Source organism: Arthrobacter sp. P1_B3 (genome assembly GCF_056406615.1).
The window spans coordinates 363484-382339 of the sequence record NZ_JBFTZV010000005.1 but is presented as its reverse complement, the minus strand read 5'-3'; the positions used below and the strand labels follow the sequence as shown (position 1 = coordinate 382339).

The window sequence follows — 18856 nt, the reverse complement described above, 5'->3', positions numbered from 1 at the left end:
GGGAATCCTAACGGCTGCCCCGCGTGGCGACGTTGCCGTCGGCGAACACTTCGCTGACCTTGTGCCGCAGGCTCGCGCCCTTCCGGGTTGCGACGTCGTTCAGTTCCTGGGCGAAGTCCAGAAGGTCCGCCCGGAGCTGGACGGCGAGTTCGTCCGTGCCCGAGGCCAGAATGCGCACAGCCAGGAGTCCGGCGTTGCGAGCCCCGCCGATCGAGACGGTGGCGACCGGAACACCGGCCGGCATCTGCACGATCGACAACAGGGAATCCATGCCGTCCAGGGTCTTCAAGGGTACGGGGACGCCGATCACGGGCAGCGGGGTGACCGAGGCGAGCATGCCGGGAAGATGCGCTGCCCCGCCGGCACCGGCGATGATGAGGCGAAGGCCGCGCTCGTGGGCGCTCTGGCCGTAGCGGATCATCTCCGTGGGCATCCGGTGGGCCGAGACGACGTCGGCCTCGAACGGGATCCCGAACTCTGCGAGGGCTTCGGCGGCGGCTTCCATGACCGGCCAGTCCGAATCCGAGCCCATGACGAGGCCCACGATCGGGGTGTCCGCGCGGGTGCCGGCCAGGGGGGTTCCTGCGGTGTTGGCTTCGGGGCTGGGTGCGGCGCTCATGCGGTCTCCTCGGAGGTTGCCGGCGTTGTGCCGGCATGTGCCCGGCCGTTTCGGATGATGTCGGCCACGGTGGTGGCCCGCTGCCGCACGGAGTCGACGTCGGCGGCTGAGGTCCCGACCAGGTTGACGTGGCCGATCTTCCGGCCGGGCCGGACGGCCTTGCCGTAGCAGTGCACCTTCGCGGCCGGCTCGCTCGCGAGGGCCGCGGGGTAGGCGGAAAAGAGGTCCTGGTTGGCGCCGCCGAGGAAGTTCTTCATCACCACGACGGGCCCGAGCAGGTCTGTGGCGCCCAGCGGCAGGTTCAGGATGGCCCGCAGGTGCTGCTCGAACTGGCTTGTCACCGAGCCGTCCTGGGTCCAGTGCCCGGTGTTGTGCGGGCGCATGGCGAGCTCGTTGATCAGGAAGCCCGCGCCCACGCCCGGCGTCTCGAAGAGTTCGACGGCCATGACACCGGTCACGCCGAGCTCGCTGGCGATCCGGACCGCGGCGTTCTCAGCGGCCGCGGCAACATCGAGGGGGATGTCCAGGGCCGGGGCAATCACTTCATCGCACACCCCGTCGACCTGGATGGTGTGCACAACCGGCCAGGCCCGGGTTTCACCGTCCGGCGTCCTTGCGACCATGGCCGAGAGCTCGCGGCTGAAGTCCACCTTGGCTTCGGCCAGGAGGGGGGACATGGCCTCGAACCAGTCGGCGGAGCCGGCCGCGTCCTCGGCCGAGGACACCATGCGCACGCCCTTGCCGTCGTAACCGCCGCGGGGCATCTTCAACACCACCGGCCAGCCGGTCTGCTCGCCGAAGGCGACGAGGTCCGCGACATCGGCGACGCTGGCCCACTTGGGGTTGGGCAGCTCGAGCCGGTCGATCGCGGCCCGCATCACGAGCTTGTCCTGGGCGTTGACCAGGGCATCCGGGCCGGGATGGACGTTCACGCCGGCGCCGATCAGGGACCGCAAGTGCGCCGTGGGGACGTGTTCGTGGTCGAAGGTCAGAACATCCAGGCCGCGGGAGAACTCGAGCAGATGCTCCAGGTCCGTGTAGTCGCCAACCGGGGCGTTAGCCACGGCAGAGACGGCAGAGACGTCCTCGCCTTCGGCGAGAACACGGAGTTCAAAGCCCAGGGCGGTCGCGGCGGGGGCCATCATTCGGGCAAGCTGGCCGCCGCCAACAACACCGATTACAGGAAAAGTCACAAGTCCCAGCCTACCGAAAACCTCACGGGAACCCGGCTTTTGGGGATTGGCAAGCGCGGGAAGGGTGCCGAAGGGAGCCTTCCGTGCCCGCTACGGCGCCGCCCGGCGTCGGGTCCGCAGGTCGCCTTCTGAACGGCCACTGAGGGCGGACTCCCGGGAAACGGCGGTAAAATGGGCGTTTGGCCCAATGGCCGACAGTTCCAAAAGGCCACGGAGGGTCATGATTACTACACTTAACGAGCGCATGCGCGGGCTGGTCTCGCTGTTCTGGCGCGAAGTGGCCAAGTTCGGCGCCGTCGGCGGCATCGCGTTCGTCATTGACAACGGACTGACGTATTACCTGATGCACGGTCCCATGACCGACAGCGAGGCCAAGGCCCGCTTCTTCGGGGCCAGCGTGGCCACGGTGTTCTCGTGGATTGCGAACCGTTTCTGGACGTTCCGGCACCGCCGGCAGGCCAACGTGCTGCGCGAGTTCGTGATGTTCGTCATCATCAACGGGATCGGCATCGGCATCTCCACCGGCCTCACCGCCATCGCGAAGTACGGCATGGGTGTCACCGACAAGAACATGCTCTTCCTGGCCGGCGTGGTCGGCATCCTTGTCGCGACCGTGGTCCGGTTCTTTGCCTACCGCTTCCTCGTGTTCAACCAGGAACTCGACGAAGAGCCGGAGTTCTCGCACGACCACGAGATCATCGAACGGCACCCGCACGCGCCGCAGGAGACGCAGCCCGGTGCCAGCGTTTCCAGGACGGCCGTCCGGGAAGCCGTCAAGGATCCGGAGCTGCCCGGCCCGCCTGCCTGAGGGAAAGCCTGAGGAACAGTGGCTGAGGTTCAGTTCCCGCTGATGCGCTCGGCGGCCCGCAGCTTGCCCGTCACCTCGACCTCGGGGTGCACCAGGACCACGGAACCGTCGGCCTTCCAGGTTCCCAGTGACTGCGCAAGAACCGTCTCGAGGCCGTCGGCCGCCGGAACGAGCAGCCGCAGGCCCGTGTCACGGGCCGCGGCAAAATCGTCCAGGAGTGCAGCGTGCGCGTGGACTGTGCCGTCCGAGGTGCGGACCGCGAGGCGCTCTGCTTCCGGATCCACATGGGGCATGAAGATGTCGCCGTGGGAGCGCACCTCGGCGGCGTAATCGAGGACGCCGGTGGGCAACTCGCCCGTCCAGCGCATCGCCAGCGCCGGCAAGGACACCGCCAGGACGGCGTCGAACCCGCCCGCTGCAGCGCGCGGGCCCGGGTCCGCGGTGGCCAGCAGCTCCGCCTCCGCGTCGTCGAAGACCACTTCCATGCCGAGCTGCCAGGCCGCCAGGGCGAGGATCACTGACTTCCAGTGCGCCGGCAGGTCCAGTCGCAGCCGCATGCCGGGTTCGGCGTCGAGTTCGTCCTGCAACAGGTTGGAAGTCTTCGCCACCCAGTTGTCCAGCACGCGGCCGGAGAGTTCAACGCGCTCCGAATCGGGCCCGTACCAGGTCAGCCGGGGCGCTGTGGACTGGCCCGATCGCAGCGCTGTCATCAGTTCGATTGCCGGAATGCTCATGTCCTCATCTTGCCACGGCCCATCCGACCCCAGGCGCCGTGACGTCCGTCACGTCGGGGATGGCCGCGTCCGGCGACCTTCGCACGGGGGCGGGAAAAATTTCCCGAAAACTCAATGAAAACCCGCAGAAGTGCTCAGTACCCTGATTATTCCGCGGGTTCTTGCGGAAGAGGCGAAAAAATTCCGGGCGTGGCGTGCCTGCACTTTGTGTATCAAGTTGATTATTATCTCCGCCGTGGCTTGACTCCCGGATACTTACACGCGTGTAATTAGTTATCTAAGCCGCTGCGCATAAACCGGCACTCAACCGAGTGCCAAAGGGGGTCGTGCAGTGGCTGCAAATCAGGAGGGGGACGCCATGGGGCTAGCAGAGCGTATCCATGAAGATGCCGTAGTTGCCGGCCAGGCCACGGCGAAATACCGGTCACGCGGCGTGCCGAGTGACTGGTACGTAGATCCGGCCGATCCGGACGCGGTTGACCGCTATAACGAACACACCCAGGATTCCCGGCAGGGGGCCGCCACGGCCTTCCTCGCAGCGCACGACGAACTCCTTGCCGGCCCGGATCAGGACACCGATCCCCTCGACCCGCCGATGGAGCTCTATTCGCCCGGTTCCGGTTCCCCCGCGCAGCCCGTCTGGATCGGACTGCCGTCCCGGCAGGATTTCGACGACGAGGGCGAGCTCGGCTGGCAGACCGATGCCCTGTGCGCCCAGACGGATCCCGAAGCCTTCTTCCCTGAAAAGGGCGGCTCCACCCGCGACGCCAAGAAAGTCTGCGGCGCCTGCAACGTGCGTTCACAGTGCCTCGAATACGCCTTGTCCAACGACGAGCGTTTCGGGATCTGGGGAGGCCTCTCCGAGCGCGAGCGGCGCCGGCTTAGGAAGCGAGCAGTCTAATTCTTCAGGAAGTACGAGTCACCGCCGTCGTGGTCTCCCACGACGGCGGTGATTTTCTCCCCAGGACCCTTGCGGCGCTGGCGGCCCAGACGCGGCCCGTCGACGCCCTGATCGGTGTCGACACCGGCTCCCGCGACCACTCCGCTGCCCTCCTCGAACAGGAATTGGGCAAGGCCAACGTCACCGTCTTCGATCAGCCCAGGTCCGGCATGGGCGGAGCCGTCATGGCCGGGCTCAAGGACCTCTCACCGTGGCCTGCGGACGGACCCGGCGGCGCGCCGGGCGCCGAGTGGATCTGGTTGCTGCACGACGACGCCGCACCGGCACCTGAGGCCCTCGCCGAACTCCTCCACGCGGTCGAGCGCGCGCCGTCGGTCACGGTGGCAGGCTGCAAGCAGTTGGACTGGCATGCCGAGCGGCGGCTGATCGACGTCGGCCTCTCCACCAGCCGCTGGGCCGAGCGACTGACGCTGATCGACGCCGACGAGCTCGACCAGGGCCAGTACGACGGCCGCAGCGATACCTTTGCCGTCAATTCCGCCGGCATGCTGGTCCGCCGCGACGTCTGGGAGGAGCTCCGGGGCTTCGATCCGGCACTGCCCGGAAGCGGCGACGACGTCGACTTCTGCTGGCGCAACCGCCTCGCCGGGCACCGCGTGGTGGTGGTCCCGAGCGCGAGGATGTTCCATGTTTCGCACCGTCCCCACGCCCTGGGCAACGCGACCGCCGCACGCAAGGCACAGGTCCATCTGCGGCTCAAACACGCGGCCGGCTGGAAAGTCCCGCTGCACACCGCCGGCGCGCTTCTGGGGAGCCTCTTCAAACTTGTCCTGAGCATTGCAGTCAAGGACCCTGGGCACGGGTTCTCCCAGCTGCTGGCAACCTTTGCCGCGCTGGGCCGCCCGGCCGCGGTGATCCGCGGACGGCGCAACGCCGCCCGCACCCGCCGGGTCCGGCGCTCCGTCATGAAAGGGCTGCAGACCCCGCGCCGGGAGGTCTGGGCGCACCGGCGCTCCCTGATCGAGGCGCTTGGCGCCGACGACTACGGCGACGGACCCACGGGCACCGATCCGCTGGCAGAGCAGCCTACCGGGGACGCCGACGACTTCGCCGCCATCGCCACCCCGGACCGCGGTTGGGTGGGCAACGGTGCCGTGCTGGCCATACTCCTGACCCTGGCGGTTTCCCTGACCGGACTGCTCAGCCTGTTCCGGGCCCCGGCAGTTTCCGGCGGCGCGCTGATCCCTGTTTCACTGCGCCTCTCCGAAATCTGGAACCATGCCTCCACCTGGTGGATCAGCCTCGGAGCGGGCCTTCCGGGCCACGGCGACCCCTTCGGCTACCTCCTGTGGATGCTGGGAGTGCTCGGTGCCGGCGACGCCAACGGCGCCGTCGGCTGGCTGTTGATCCTTGCCATGCCGCTGTCCGCGCTGGGCGCCTGGTTCGCCGCCGGCGCCCTGACGGCGCGCAGGAGACTGCGCCTGGCGGCCGCCCTGGTCTGGGCCGCGGCACCGGCGCTCCAGGTTTCCCTCAACCAGGGCCGGCTGGGCGCCTTGATTGCGCACGTCATGATCCCGGTGCTCGTCCTGGCGCTGCTCCGGGCGACCGGGACGGCGGCAGGCCGCGGCGTCCATGCCGTCCCGGCGCCCGGCCAAGGCAGGCTCGCGCCCATGCCCGCCGCCCGCCCCGGTATCAACGGCACGCCCTCCTGGACGGCCGCGGCCGCTGCGGGCCTCGCCATGGCCGTGGTCACCGCGGCGGCGCCGTCGCTGCTGGTGCCCTGCCTGAGCGTCGTTGCCCTGTGCGGCGTGCTTCTGGGCCGCCGCGGCCGCACGGTGTGGTGGGCGCTCCTGCCAAGCCTGGCCCTGTTCCTGCCGTTCGCTTTTTCGGTCCTGGACCGGCCGCGGGCGCTCCTGGCCGACCCGGGCCTGCCGCTCGGTTTCGACGCCGCCCCGTTGTGGCAGCAGGCCTTGGGCCAGCCTCTGAGTTTCGACGCCGGCGCCGGACTCACCGGACTCAGCGCCTTCGGCGCGTCCGCCGCGGGCTCCACCGGGCTGCCATGGGCACTGCTGTTGGCCTTGCTGTTCGGGCTGCCGGTGCTGCTTCTGGCCCTCGCCGCGCTGTTCCTGCCGCGCCGGATGGTGCTGGCAGGCCGCACCTGGACGGCACGCTGCCTGTGGGCCGTCGCAGTCCTGATGCTGGCCGGCGGCTGGCTCGCCGGGCATGTCGCCTCCGGCGCCAGCGCCGATGTCCTGGTCACGCCGTTCCCCGGCCCCGCCGTATCGGCGGCCGCCTTCGCCCTCCTGGGGTCCGCCCTTATCGCAGCAGAAGGACTCCTGGACGCCGCCGACCGGACCGCGGAGACCGGGCTGGCACGGAAGGTCCTGATCCGCGGCACGGCCGCGGCAGCCCTGACGCTGCTGCTGGCCGCACCCCTGGCCGGGTTCACCCTGTGGAGCGCGCAAAACCTGCTGCAGCCCACGGCACCTGCCCTGTCACTGGCACAGCCAGCCGCCGGGGAACCCGCCGGTCTCGGGACCCCGAGGCTCGTCCAGCCAACCCAGGCCCGCACCCTGCCGGCCACGGCGGTTGACCGCGGCGAGGGCCCGGAACAGTCCAAGACGCTCCTGATTGCCAGCAACGAGGACGGAAGCTTCGACGCAACACTTATGCGCGGCGCCGGCACCACTCTGGACGCCCTGTCCACGATCGCCGCGGCCCGCGGCATCATGGGGGCGCCAGGCCAAGAGACGGTCCGCGACGACGACGCCGTCGCCGGTTCGCTCCGGAACGTCGTGGCCACCATTGTGGCCGGCGAAGGCGTGGATCCGCGGGAAGACCTCGAGCGGCTCGGCGTCGGATTTGTCGTGCTCCGGGTTGCCGATTCAGCGTCCGAGCTGACGGCCAGCCGCATGGACGCCGTCCCCGGTCTTGTCGCCGTCGGCCAGACCGGTACAGGCTGGCTCTGGCGGGTCAGCCCCCTGGACCGGCCCGGTAGCAAGGCCTCCGACGTCGCACACCGGGTCCGCGTGGTGGACGGCACCGGCACGACCGTCGGCCTGCTGCCTGCGGAGGAAGTCTCGGCCGCCGGCACCATCCCGGCCGGCCCCGAGGGCCGCCTGGTGGTTCTTGCCGACCGGGCCGATCCGGGCTGGAGCGCCTGGCTGGACGGCCGCCGCCTGACCTCAACGACGTCGGGATGGGCCCAGGCATTCACGCTGCCCGCCCAGGGCGGCCAGTTGAGCATCCGTTATGAAGCACCCTGGGCCGTCCTGATCGGAATTGCGCAGGCCGTGATGATCGGGCTGACCGTCCTCCTGGCCGTGCCCATGCCTGCCCGCCGGTCCAACGCCGGCCTGTCCAGGGACGAAGCCTCCCTGCGTAAGGAACATCAGCATGTCTAAGGGCGACAACAAAAACAAAAACGACGCCGGTCCGGCGCCGGAAACCCCGACGGACGCATCTTCCATGACGGAAACCCCGGCCGCTGGCGAGTCCGGCGCCGGTGCGGCGCTGCGGAAGAGGGGCGTGCCGCGGGCCGGCATGATCGGCGGTATCCTCTCCGCGGTCGCCCTCGTTGCCGCGGGCGGAGGCCTCGTGTCGGCGGCGTCGCTGACCCCCCAGAGTCCCGCCAGCCGGCATCTCGAGGCCCCTGTGGCCTCGGTGCCGGCCGGCAGCAGCGTCGGAGTCTGCCCGGGCCCGGCCCGGCTGCTTGAGGGCACCTCCGTGGGCACCGACCCCCAGTTCAGTCCGGAATCCGGCACCGCGAAGACCTCCGTCAGCGCCGCTGTGCTCGGCTCAAGCGCGGGCGTCATTCCCGGGAGCCGGCTGGCGCCGCTCAAGGGTGCCCCCCTCGCCGAAATCGCCAAGGGCGCCGCGGCTGCGCCCACCGCCTCCGCGGCTGCGGCCCGCACGCCCGTGCTGATCGCCGGCGTCGTGCCCCAGCGAGAGGTGGACAACATCAGCGTCCTCAGCGCCGATGCCCAGGACAACCGCCAGGCAGCAGCCGGCGCCGTCCTGAGCTACACGGCAGAGGACGGGGACCTCCAAGGCTCCGCGGCCGCCGCCTGCCAACAACCCGGCAACGATCTCTGGCTGGTCGGCGCCAACACGGCCCTCGGCCGGTCGGCAGTCCTGAACCTCACCAATGCCTCCAGCACACCGGCGACGGTGAGCCTGGACCTCTTTGGCTCCGAGGGCTTGATCCCGGCGCCCGGAAGCCGCGGCCTGCTCGTGGCGCCTGGCAGCACCCGCTCCATAGTCCTGGCCGGGCTTGCGCCGGGACAGGAACGGCTCGGCGTGCGGGTCCGCAGCACGGGCGGCCCGGTGGCTGCCGTCATCCAGCAAAGCGTGCTCCGCGGCCTCACGCCCGGCGGCGTCGACTTCATCACCCCCGGCACCGCCCCGTCCGTCAGCCAGGTGGCCGCCGGTCTCGAGATCCAGGATCCGGCGGCGTTGGCCGCGCTCACGGCAAAGCCCGGCTTCGCCGATGCGGGACCGGCCCTGGAAATCACCGTGCCCGGGGCGGCCGATGCCGTGGTTGAGATCAAGTTGTATGGACGCGACGGCCAGAAGGCGCTGCCCGGCGGCGGCGTGGTCACGGCGAAGGCCGGCGCAGTCACGGAAGTTTCCCTGGCCGGGGTCCCGGCCGGGACCTACACCGTCGCGGCAAGTTCCGATGTCTCGTTCGCGGCCACTGCCCGGCTCACGCGGGGACTGCAGTCCGGGGACGCCGCGGACATTGCGTTTTCCGCCGCCTCGGCCCGGCTGGGCAGCCAGCACATCGTTCCGGTTCCCCGCACCGGGGACCGGCAGCTCGTTTTCGGTGCACCCGAAGGCCGGGCGACAGTGACCTACACACCCATCACGGCCGACGGCAAAATCCGGACCGCCGGTACCGCCGACATTGCCGGCGGAACCACCGTGTCCATCAAGGTCCCCACGGACGTGGGCGGCTCGCCGCTCGTGGGCTATGTGGTGTCCGCCGCCGGGGACCCAGCCTACGGGGCGCTGGTCCTGGGGCGGGATGGCCGGCAGGACATTTCCGCGGTGGCCCTGGCGCCGGAAGCGGCAGGACAACAACAGGTCCCTGTCACGCTGGGGTACTAGTACCGGCGGCGATAGACCGGGTCGAGGGACTCCGGGGGTACGCCGAGCATCTCAGCCGTGTATTCCACGACGACGTCGTGGACCAGGTCCTGGAGCTCGTCCCGGGTTCCGCACGCCTGCTCCACCACCCGGCGGTACAGCGTGATGACCGGTCCGTCCTCGGCCGTCGCGGCCGTGAAGGCGCCCATCGGCGCGGGCGTGCGGTCCGCCACGAGCTGCTCCAGGCCGGGAGGGATCTCGTCGACGGCGAAGCGGACACCGTCGAGGGGTTTGCCCCAGATATCGTGCAGCCGCTGCGCCGAGTCCAGGACGAAGTCATCGAAGCGGTCGGAGCGGGTCCGGTAGCCGGGCAGCGTGGGGAGCATGAGCTCGCCACGAAGACCCCGGCCGTGCCGGTTCCTGCGGCGCTGCCGGAAGTTTTTTCCCCGGACAGCGGTGGGCGATCCGGCCACAGGCGCGCCGGTGGGGCCGGAGCCGGCGCCTGTACGTCCGGCGTCGGGGTCAGCCAACCGGACCGTAAAACCCGAATCGTGGTGCGATGACTGCATATCTTGACTCTAAACCCGCGGAATGATTTACGCGATACAGGCCATGCGGCGATCCGCCGCCGCACCGCCGCGGCACGACCACGGTCGTTTCAATGCGCAGCCCCCGGCCCGAGGGGGAGTAGTCTGTGATGTCGTGGGTGCAATTCGTCTTTGTTCAAGGTCTGCCTGCCGCAATTCTGCGGTGGCCACTTTGACGTACGTGTACGCCGACTCCACAGCCGTCCTGGGCCCGCTCGCGACGTACGCCGAACCGCACTGCTACGACTTGTGCGAACAGCACGCCGACTCGCTGACCGTTCCGCGCGGCTGGGAAGTCATGCGGCTGGCGATGCCGGCAACCCCGGCCGGTCCCGGTCCCGACGACCTCCTGGCCCTCGCCAACGCGGTCCGCGAGGCCGCCTCCCGTCCGGCCGCGGCGGAACCGGCAAAGGGGCAGCGCACGCTGCACCCGGCGCTGGAAGCACCGGCACCGGCCGAGGGCACCAGGCGCGGGCATCTGCGCGTCCTGCGCGAACCTTCCTAAGGCGCCAACTGGCGGTAGGGTGGAAACTGCAAAAAGCCGTCAGCCACCGGCGCCCTTTCGCGGCGCCCATCAGGGAGCGTTCACCATGCCCAAGCTCAGTCCCGAACTGTTGTCTGTCCTGCGATGCCCCGTCACCGGGTCCGGCCTGGTGCAGGAAGGCGACGAGCTCGTCACCGCCACGGCGGATGAAGCCGGGAACAAGCTGCGGTACACGATCGAGGACGGCATCCCGCTGCTGCTGCCGCCGGAGCTCCTGCCCGCTGCCGCGGCGGCCGCCTCTGATCAGCACGACGCCGGCCAGCCCGGCGCCGGCCAGCCCGACGACGGCCAGCACGGCACAGCCCCGCGCCACGCCGCGGAATAACGGGCGCCCAAATCATCTCCCGGCCACCCATCAGGGAAGCACCCGGCAACGAATGACTGCCTAGACCCAGAACCACCTGGTTACAACCAGCTCCAGACACGCAACGCCACCGGCCACAACAAAGGATTCACATGACTTTCGATTACAAGATTGCGGACATTTCCCTGGCCGAGGCGGGCCGCCATCAGATCCGCCTCGCCGAGCACGAGATGCCCGGACTCATGTCCCTGCGCGAGGAGTTCGGCGCCAGCCAGCCGCTCAAGGGCGCCCGGATCGCCGGATCCCTGCACATGACGGTCCAGACCGCGGTGCTGATCGAGACCCTTACCGCGCTCGGCGCAGAGGTCCGCTGGGCCTCCTGCAACATCTTCTCCACCCAGGATGAAGCCGCCGCCGCAGTTGTGGTCGGCACCGGCACCGTCGAGGACCCGCAGGGCGTCCCCGTCTTCGCCTGGAAGGGCGAGACGCTGGAGGAATACTGGTGGACGGCCCAGCAGATCCTCACCTGGCCGGGCGCCGACGCCAACCCTGAGCTGGGTCCGAACATGATCCTGGACGACGGCGGCGACGCCACCATGCTGGTGCACAAGGGGGTCGACTTCGAGGCCGCCGGTGCTGTCCCCGCCGCCACCGAGGACGAGTCCGAGGAAGGCCGGGTCTTCCTCGACGTGCTGCGCGCCTCGCTCGCGGCCGACCCGCAGAAGTGGACCCGCATCGGCTCCGTCCTGCTCGGCGTCACCGAGGAGACAACCACCGGTGTGCACCGCCTGTACCAGCTGGCGGAGCAGGGCAAGTTGCTCTTCCCGGCCATCAATGTCAACGACTCCGTCACCAAGAGCAAGTTCGACAACAAGTACGGTATCCGCCACTCCCTGCCGGATGGAATCAACCGCGCCACCGACGTCCTCATGGGCGGCAAGGTCGCCGTCGTCTGCGGCTACGGCGACGTCGGCAAGGGCGCTGCGGAGGCCTTCCGCGGCCAGGGGTCGCGCGTGATCGTCACGGAAATCGATCCGATCTGCGCCCTCCAGGCGGCCATGGACGGTTACCAGGTCGCCAAGCTGGAATCCGTCCTCAGCGAAGGCCACATCTTTATCACCACCACCGGCAACAAGGACGTCATCATGGCCAAGCACATGGCCGGGATGCGTGACAAGGCGATCGTGGGCAACATCGGCCACTTCGACAACGAGATCGACATGGCCGGACTGGCGCGGGTCCCCGGCATCAAGAAGGTCGAGATCAAGCCGCAGGTGCACGAGTGGGTCTTCGAAGCCGACACAGACGCCCAGCGCTCCATCATCGTCCTGTCCGAGGGCCGGCTGCTGAACCTCGGCAACGCCACCGGACACCCCTCCTTCGTCATGAGCAACTCCTTCGCCAACCAGACGATCGCCCAGATTGAACTGTTCACGAAGGCCGGCCAGCCCGAGGGCGAACGTGAATACGAGAAGCAGGTTTACGTCCTGCCGAAGATCCTGGACGAGAAGGTCGCCCGCCTGCACCTGGGTGCCCTCGACGTGGAGCTGACCGAGCTGTCCAAGGAACAGGCCGAGTACCTGGACGTCGACGTGGCCGGGCCGTACAAGCCTGGTCACTACCGCTACTAGGAAGCCTCCCAAGGGGCCCCGGACTCAGGTCCGGGGCCCCTTGTTGTGACCGTTTTGGGGGCACTTTTGTAACCGGATCGTGGTCGAAACGGTCCGGGGTTCCAAGGTAACTCGCTTATGCTGGCAAGATGACGTGTGGAAACGCCCGGGTCCTGTGATGGCCCTGAAAAACTGGAGTACTGGCCGCAAGATCGCCTTGGTGGGCGTGGTCTGCGCCCTGGCAGCCGGCGGCGGGGCCTTCGCAGCGGCGGCTCCGGGGATCGCCCAGCCGGCGATTTTCTCCGAGGCGGGATCCCCGGCCCGGACGACGCCGGGACTCGCCGTCCCGGTGGTGGCCCCCGCGGAACTTGCCGTCGCGCCGGCCGACGGCGCCAAGCAGGTAAACCCCGCAGCGCCGGTATCCCTCAAGGTCACCAACGGGCGCATTGACCGGGTGGCCCTCACGACCGACGCCGGCGACACCGTTGACGGCACCCTGAGCGCGGACGGGGCCGCATGGACTTCCTCCGGCGACCTGACGTTCAACACTCGGTACAACTTCAATTACTCCGTGGTGGATGACGCCGGACGCAACACCAACAGCACGCGGACCTTCACCACCGTCTCTACGGCCAACGAGGCCGACGCCGCGATCTATCCCCTGGACGGGATGAAGGTGGGCGTGGCCCAGCCCCTGCAGATCACCTTCAGCGAGCCGGTCCTGAACCGGGACGCCGTCGAAAAGGCCATCAAGATCACCTCCACTTCCGGCCAGAAGGGAGATTTCCGCTGGTTCAGCAAGAACACCGTCAGGTACCGGCCGGAGGCCTTCTGGGCAGCGAACAGCACCATCACGATGGACATGCAGCTGTTCGGCGTCGAGTTGGGCAACGGGCAGGTGGGCAACTTCAACAAGACGGTGACCATTCGCGTCGGGGACAAGAAAGTGGCAGTGGCCGACGCCAAGGCCCATACCTTCTCGGTGAGCATCAACGACCAGCCGGTCGGGAAGTGGCCGGCGACCATGGGGGACAAGCGGTTCCCGTCTGCCCGGGGCTATCTCGTGTTCATGGAGAAGCACCGGGTGGAGTACATGGACGCCTCCACGATCGGGCTCAAACCGGGGGATCCGGCCTACTACGGCCAGCTTGACGTCAACTACGCCACGCGCCTGACGCCCAGCGGGGAGTTCATCCACCAGGCCACGGATTCCGCAATGCCCTACATCGGCAAGGCGAACCTCTCCCACGGCTGCATCGGCCTGGGCCCGGACGGGGCGAAGTGGGTCTTTGACAACATGACCACCGGCGACGTCGTCCAAGTGGTGAACACCGAGGGGGAGTACGCCAACTTCGATGACGGCTACGGGGACTGGAACATCCCTTGGGCCCAATACGCCAACTGACGGGGTGGCACCTCGCCGAGCCTGATCCTCTGACGGTAGGCTCGGAGCCAGATAAATTGCGCAGCCGGGCGCAGGCCGGGCAGCACAAAAGCCTACGGAAGCGAAGCTCCACGTGACTGACAAGAGTCCCACCCCACCCGACCGGCCGGATCCTCACCTGGATCCCACGGACGACACCGACGAGCCGGCGTTCGACTGGATGAAGCCGGCCACCGCCGCCAAGCCCACCGCAGGCTCCGCAGCCGCCCCTGCCGGCAAGCCCGCTGCCACCTCCGCCGCAGGCTCTGCCGGCAAGCCCGCTGCCACGAAGCACGACGGCGCCGCAGCTGCTGCGGCCGCCGCGGCGGCGTCCGCAACCAGCCAGCCAGGGAGCCGCGCCGACCGCAAGGCGGCCGAGGCCGCCGTCCTCCAGACGGAGGCCGGGACGTCCGGTGCATCAGCCGGAGCACGCCAGGACTCCGGCTCCGACGAGCCGCTGCAGACCACGGCCCTGCAGGATCCTGCCCAGGAGGACGCCGAACGCCGCAATGCCGAACGCCGGAATGCCGAACGCGAGCAGGCCGCCAAGGCCAAGCCTGTCCTGCCCCGGGTGATGCAGGTGCTGCTCGCCGTGTTCTACCCCCTCATCCTGCTGGTGCTCGCCGTCCGTGCCGTGACCAGCCCCATGTTCCTCTGGGTGGAGTACAACCGGCCAGGCTTCCCCGGCGACGGCTACGGCTTCAGCACGGATGACCGCATGACCTACGGCTCCTACGCGGTGGACTACCTGAGCAACTGGTCAGGCCCGCGCTACCTCGGCGATCTTGTGGACCTAGGCGGCGAGCGGCTGTTCAAGGCCGGCGAAGTCAGCCACATGGCCGACGTCAAGGCCGTCATCTTGTCCACGTTCGGTGCCGGCACGCTGTTGATCCTGCTGGGCCTGGTTGCCGTGATCTACCTGTTGCGGAAGCACAACGGCGGAGTCCGCCGCGGCCTGTTTGCCGGCTCGATCGTCACCCTCGCGGTCATCATCGGCCTCGGAACCCTCGCCGTGCTCGGCTGGGAGCAGTTCTTCACCGATTTCCACCGGATTTTCTTCGCTAACGGGACCTGGACCTTTACGCTCCAGGACACCCTGATCCGGCTGTTCCCGGGCCAGTTCTGGATGGACGCCGGGATCGTCATCGGAGCCCTCGTCCTGCTTGCTTCCCTTCTCACCCTGATCCTGACCTGGCCCACGCGCCGGCGCCGCGGCCTTGGCAAGAAGGCCGGCACGTCCAAAGTCACGGACGTAGACGCTGACGCCGGCACCGCCGGCACCGCCGAGGCTGCGCCCACGGGAGACGGCACGCCCGGTGGCACCGGCAACGAGGCAGAGGGCGCTGCGCGCACCCGGCACACCGTCTAAGAGGGCCAGTTGCCCCTTGGGGTTCAGCCGTAGATGCGGTTGATGTGCTCCGCGTAGTCCCGCACGACGGCGGCCCGCTTGAGCTTGAGCGAGGGGGTCAGGTGCCCTGACTCCACGGTGAAGTCGGCGTCCAGGATGACGAAGCTGCGGATGGACTCGGCCTTGGAGACCAGGAGGTTCGCCTCATCGATGGCGCCCTGGATTGATGCCCGGACGCTCTCGTCGGCGGCGGCTTCGCCCGGGGCCATGACGGGCACCTTCCGCGCCGTGCACCAGTTGTGCAGTCCTTCCGGGTTCAGGTTGACCAGTGCCGAGACGAACGGCCGGCCGTCGCCAACCACCACGGCCTGTCCGACCAGCTGGTGCTCCCGGATCTTTTCCTCGAGCGGGCCCGGGGCGACATTCTTGCCGCCGGCCGTGACCAGCAGGTCCTTCTTCCGGCCCGTGATGGTCAGGAAGCCGTCCTCGTCGAGGGAGCCGAGGTCGCCGGTCCGGAAGAAACCGTCGACGAACGCCTCCGCGTTGGCGGCCTCGTTGGCGTGGTAGCCCTTGAAGACGCCGATGCCCTTGACCAGGATCTCACCGTCGTCGGCCACCCGGACCGTGGTTCCCGGCACCGGGATGCCGACTGTGCCCACCTTGGTCCTTGCCGGGGTGTTGGCCGTGCATGGCGCCGTGGTTTCCGTCAGGCCGTAGCCTTCCAGGACGGGGATGCCAGCGCCGCGGAAGAAGTGGGCGTCGTTGGAGCTCAGCGCGCTGGCACCGGAGACCGTGTACCGCAGCTGGCCGCCGAACCCCTGCCGGAGCCGGGGGTACACCAGCCGGTCGAAGACTGCGTGCCGGGCACGCAGGAAGAGTCCGGGTCCGGTGCCGCTGCCCCGGGAGGCGGCATCCAGGGCCTTGGAGTAGTCGACCGCGGCCGCCGCTGCAGCCGTGAAGATGCGGCCCTTGCCCGCGGTGGCAGCCTTCTGCGCGGCTCCGGCGTAGACCTTTTCGAAGATCCGGGGGACCACCAGCAGGAAAGTGGGCTTGAAGCTGGCCAGGTCTTCCAGGAGCTCCTTGGCGCTTGCGGTGTGTCCGAGGGTGGAGCCGGAACTCAGGCAGATGACCTGCACCGCCCGGGCTAAAACGTGCGCCAGGGGCAGGAACATCAGCGTCCGCGAACGCGGCTGCAGGAGGATCTCGGGCAGGAAGAGGGCGACGTTCTTCGCGACCAGGGCAAAGTTGGCGTGGGTGATCTCGCAGCCCTTGGGCTTGCCGGTGGTGCCGGAGGTGTAGACCAGGGACGCAACGTCCGCCAGGGACGCAGCGGTCCGGTGGCGTTCGAGCTCGGCGTCGGTCACCCCGGTGCCGGCCGCGGCCAGGCTCGCCAGGTTCGGTGCCGCGCCGTCGTTCTCCATCCGCACTACGGAGACAAGCCGGTCCCCGAGGACGGCGGAGGCGTCCAGGACGCCCTGGACGAGGGCCGCCTTGGCAGGGTCCTCGACGAAGACCCGCAGGGCCCCCGAGTCGTGGAGGATCCATTCGACCTGGGCCGCGGAGGAGGTCTCGTAGATCGGGACGGTGACGCCGCCGGCGAACCAGATGGCGAAGTCCACCACCGTCCACTCATACCGGGTGGCGGACATGACGGCGACGGTTTCACCAGGTGTCAGTCCGCCGGCAATCAGGCCCTTGGCCAGGGCCGTGACCTGCCCCAGGAATTGTTGGACGGAGACATCGGTCCAGCCGCTGGGGCCCTTGCGGGAGTAGAGGGCGTGCACGGGGTCCTTCGCGTGCTGCTCCAGGAGCAGGTCCGTCACGTTGCTCTCCGGATCCAGCTCCACGAGCAGTCCGGTGCTTGCTTCTCTCACAGCCGAGTCTCCATTTCCTGGTCCGCCCGGAGTTCGGCGGACTTCCCCTGCAATCCTGCCCTAGATCCAGGACGGCATCCACATCCGGATACGCCAGTCCTGGTACGGGATCACCTCGGCGGTCCAGACCGGATAGAAGAACGCGGACACCAGCACGGCCGCCACCACGAACAGCGCCACCAGGTAGAACCCGGATCGCCGGCGCCAGAGGGGGTCGCCGCGCTGGCCGAGCACCAGCCCCAGGCAATAGACCAGCGCCAGCACCAGGAACGGTTCAAAGGAGACCGCGTAGAAGAAGAAGGTGGTCCGCTCCGGGTACAGGAACCAGGGGAGATAGCCCGCGGCGACTCCGGCCAGAACCGCGCCGGCGCGCCAGTCGCGGCGGCCGGCCCACCAGAACAGCAGGACGCCCAGACTCACGGCCGCGCTCCACCAGATCAGCGGGTTGCCCACGGAGAGGATGGCGGTGGTGCAGTTGCTGAGATCGCAGCCCGGGCTGCCCTGCCCCGGGGATTCGTAGAAGAAGGACGTGGGCCGGCCCATGACCAGCCAGCTCCAGGCGCTGGCCTCGTACGGGTGGTCCGAACTCAGGCCCTGATGGAACTTGTAGGCTTCAAGGTGGTAGTGCGCCAGGGAGCGTACGGCGTTCGGCAGCCAGCCCCACTCGGCCGAGGGGTTGGTCTCGGCCCAGTGCCTGAAGTAGGCGTCTTTGGACCGGAACCAGCCGGTCCAGGTGGCGCCGTAGACCACGGCGGCCACCGGAACGATGCTCAGGAAGGCCGGGACGCCGTCCTTGAGGATGCCGCCGCTGATCCAGGCATGCACGCCGGCGATGCGCCGCGCGCTGAGGTCCCAGAAGACGGTCAGCAGGCCGAACCCGGCCAGAAAGAACAGGGCGGACCATTTCGTGCCGACCGCCAGGCCCAGGCACACTCCCGCAGCGAGGCGCCACCACCGGATGCCGAGCCAGGGCCCGGAGGTGAGCTGGAGCGCGGAGGGACGCCCCGTGGCGGAGGCTGCGGCCTGCCGGCCGAGCCGGGCTGCCAGCCGCCGCCGGCCGTCGTCGCGGTCCATCAGCAGGGCGCCGAACGCGGCGAGGACCCAGAACATGAGGAAGATGTCCAGCAGCGAGGTCCGGGACATGACGACGTGGTGGCCGTCCACGGCGAGCAGGACGCCGGCAACGGCGCCCAGGGTCAGCGAGCGGAAGAGCTTTTGCGCGATCAGGGCCAGCAGGAGGATGGACAGCGTCCCTGTCAGGGCCGCACCGAACCGCCAGCCGAAGGGATTGTCCGCCCCGAACAGCCACATGCCCGCGGCAATCATCCATTTGCCGACCGGCGGGTGGACCACGTACTCCGGCGTATTCAGCAGCACGCCGGGATTGCCGGCGATGAAGGAGTCGTTCGCCCGGTCGGGCCAGCTGCGCTCGTACCCGCTGACCAGGAATGAATACCCGTCTTTCACGTAGTACGTTTCGTCGAAGACCAGGTTTCGCGGCGTGTCCAGCCGGACGAACCGCAGTACGCCGCCCAGCGCGGCCGTGAGGACTGGAATGAGCCAGTACCAGAGCCGAAGCGACGCCGGGTAGTCCCGCCAGCTCTGGATGCTGCCGATCAGGCGTTCCCGGAGGGCCTCGGCCGTGTTGGCCTCGGCGGGGCGGCCGATCCAGCGGTGTCCCTCCAGATTGCGGCCGGTGCGGAAGCGGCCGCCGGCTCTGCCGTTGGCGCTGCTCGGACCTGTTGTCGGCGATGCGGCGGGGCCAGCCTCGGGCTGCCGCGTGGGGGTCTGGATCACGTTGCCATGCTACCTTTCGCGGCTGT

Annotated in this window: 15 protein-coding genes; 9 read left to right on the top strand and 6 right to left on the bottom strand. The window is 68.9% G+C overall.

Features of this window, described 5'->3' with window-relative positions:
• Positions 1-7: 7 nt before the first annotated feature.
• Complete coding sequence (gene purE, locus AC1D2F_RS08395; protein WP_476966541.1) at positions 8-619, bottom strand: 5-(carboxyamino)imidazole ribonucleotide mutase; 612 nt, start codon at positions 617-619, stop codon at positions 8-10.
• Positions 616-1764 (bottom strand): 5-(carboxyamino)imidazole ribonucleotide synthase, encoded by a 1149-nt coding sequence (locus tag AC1D2F_RS08390; protein WP_476966561.1) that lies wholly within the window; start codon positions 1762-1764, stop codon positions 616-618. Before AC1D2F_RS08390 ends, purE begins: the two co-directional genes overlap by 4 nt.
• 268 nt (positions 1765-2032) lie before the next feature.
• On the opposite strand from AC1D2F_RS08390, the gene AC1D2F_RS08385 reads away from it, so the two are divergent.
• A complete protein-coding gene (locus AC1D2F_RS08385) occupies positions 2033-2620 on the top strand; it encodes a GtrA family protein (protein ID WP_229995165.1) in 588 nt (195 codons plus the stop codon).
• A 29-nt stretch (positions 2621-2649) separates the two neighbouring features.
• On the opposite strand, the gene AC1D2F_RS08380 is transcribed toward AC1D2F_RS08385, so the two are convergent.
• Positions 2650-3354 carry a TIGR03089 family protein gene (locus AC1D2F_RS08380; protein WP_229995164.1) on the bottom strand — a complete coding sequence of 235 codons (705 nt, stop codon included), beginning with the start codon at positions 3352-3354 and terminating at the stop codon, positions 2650-2652.
• A 358-nt stretch (positions 3355-3712) separates the two neighbouring features.
• On the opposite strand from AC1D2F_RS08380, the gene AC1D2F_RS08375 reads away from it, so the two are divergent.
• From AC1D2F_RS08375 to AC1D2F_RS08365, 3 genes are read left to right on the top strand one after another with little or no spacing between them, the layout of a single operon-like run.
• On the top strand, positions 3713-4255 hold the full coding sequence (locus AC1D2F_RS08375; protein ID WP_229995170.1) for a WhiB family transcriptional regulator: 543 nt from the start codon (positions 3713-3715) through the stop codon (positions 4253-4255).
• A gap of 29 nt (positions 4256-4284) precedes the next feature.
• Positions 4285-7659 carry a glycosyltransferase gene (locus AC1D2F_RS08370; protein WP_476966540.1) on the top strand — a complete coding sequence of 1125 codons (3375 nt, stop codon included), beginning with the start codon at positions 4285-4287 and terminating at the stop codon, positions 7657-7659.
• A complete protein-coding gene (locus AC1D2F_RS08365; protein WP_476966539.1) occupies positions 7652-9364 on the top strand; it encodes a DUF5719 family protein in 1713 nt (570 codons plus the stop codon). Before AC1D2F_RS08370 ends, AC1D2F_RS08365 begins: the two co-directional genes overlap by 8 nt.
• Here AC1D2F_RS08365 and AC1D2F_RS08360 read toward each other — a convergent pair.
• Positions 9361-9912 carry a metallopeptidase family protein gene (locus tag AC1D2F_RS08360; protein WP_229995161.1) on the bottom strand — a complete coding sequence of 184 codons (552 nt, stop codon included), beginning with the start codon at positions 9910-9912 and terminating at the stop codon, positions 9361-9363. The genes AC1D2F_RS08365 and AC1D2F_RS08360 overlap by 4 nt on opposite strands.
• Positions 9913-10045: 133 nt before the next feature.
• Here AC1D2F_RS08360 and AC1D2F_RS08355 point away from each other — a divergent pair, with 133 nt between their 5' ends.
• The 5 genes from AC1D2F_RS08355 to AC1D2F_RS08335 all read left to right on the top strand — a co-directional run bounded on the left by AC1D2F_RS08355 (position 10046) and on the right by AC1D2F_RS08335 (position 15180).
• On the top strand, positions 10046-10435 hold the full coding sequence (locus tag AC1D2F_RS08355; RefSeq protein WP_091250737.1) for a DUF3499 domain-containing protein: 390 nt from the start codon (positions 10046-10048) through the stop codon (positions 10433-10435).
• Between the two features lie 85 nt (positions 10436-10520).
• Complete coding sequence (locus AC1D2F_RS08350; protein WP_476966538.1) at positions 10521-10799, top strand: Trm112 family protein; 279 nt, start codon at positions 10521-10523, stop codon at positions 10797-10799.
• A gap of 131 nt (positions 10800-10930) precedes the next feature.
• Positions 10931-12409, top strand: a complete 1479-nt coding sequence (gene ahcY / locus AC1D2F_RS08345) for an adenosylhomocysteinase (RefSeq protein WP_229995159.1) — start codon at positions 10931-10933, stop codon at positions 12407-12409.
• Positions 12410-12566: 157 nt separating this feature from the next.
• Positions 12567-13793, top strand: coding sequence for a L,D-transpeptidase (locus AC1D2F_RS08340; protein WP_476966537.1), 1227 nt, complete (start codon positions 12567-12569; stop codon positions 13791-13793).
• A 112-nt stretch (positions 13794-13905) separates the two neighbouring features.
• Positions 13906-15180 carry a TIGR01906 family membrane protein gene (locus tag AC1D2F_RS08335; RefSeq protein WP_364747238.1) on the top strand — a complete coding sequence of 425 codons (1275 nt, stop codon included), beginning with the start codon at positions 13906-13908 and terminating at the stop codon, positions 15178-15180.
• A gap of 23 nt (positions 15181-15203) precedes the next feature.
• Here AC1D2F_RS08335 and AC1D2F_RS08330 read toward each other — a convergent pair whose 3' ends face one another.
• Positions 15204-17033: an AMP-dependent synthetase/ligase gene (locus tag AC1D2F_RS08330; protein ID WP_476966536.1), complete on the bottom strand. Its 1830-nt coding sequence runs from the start codon at positions 17031-17033 to the stop codon at positions 15204-15206.
• 60 nt (positions 17034-17093) lie between these two features.
• Positions 17094-18830 carry a dolichyl-phosphate-mannose--protein mannosyltransferase gene (locus tag AC1D2F_RS08325; protein ID WP_364747241.1) on the bottom strand — a complete coding sequence of 579 codons (1737 nt, stop codon included), beginning with the start codon at positions 18828-18830 and terminating at the stop codon, positions 17094-17096.
• Positions 18831-18856 lie beyond the last annotated feature (26 nt).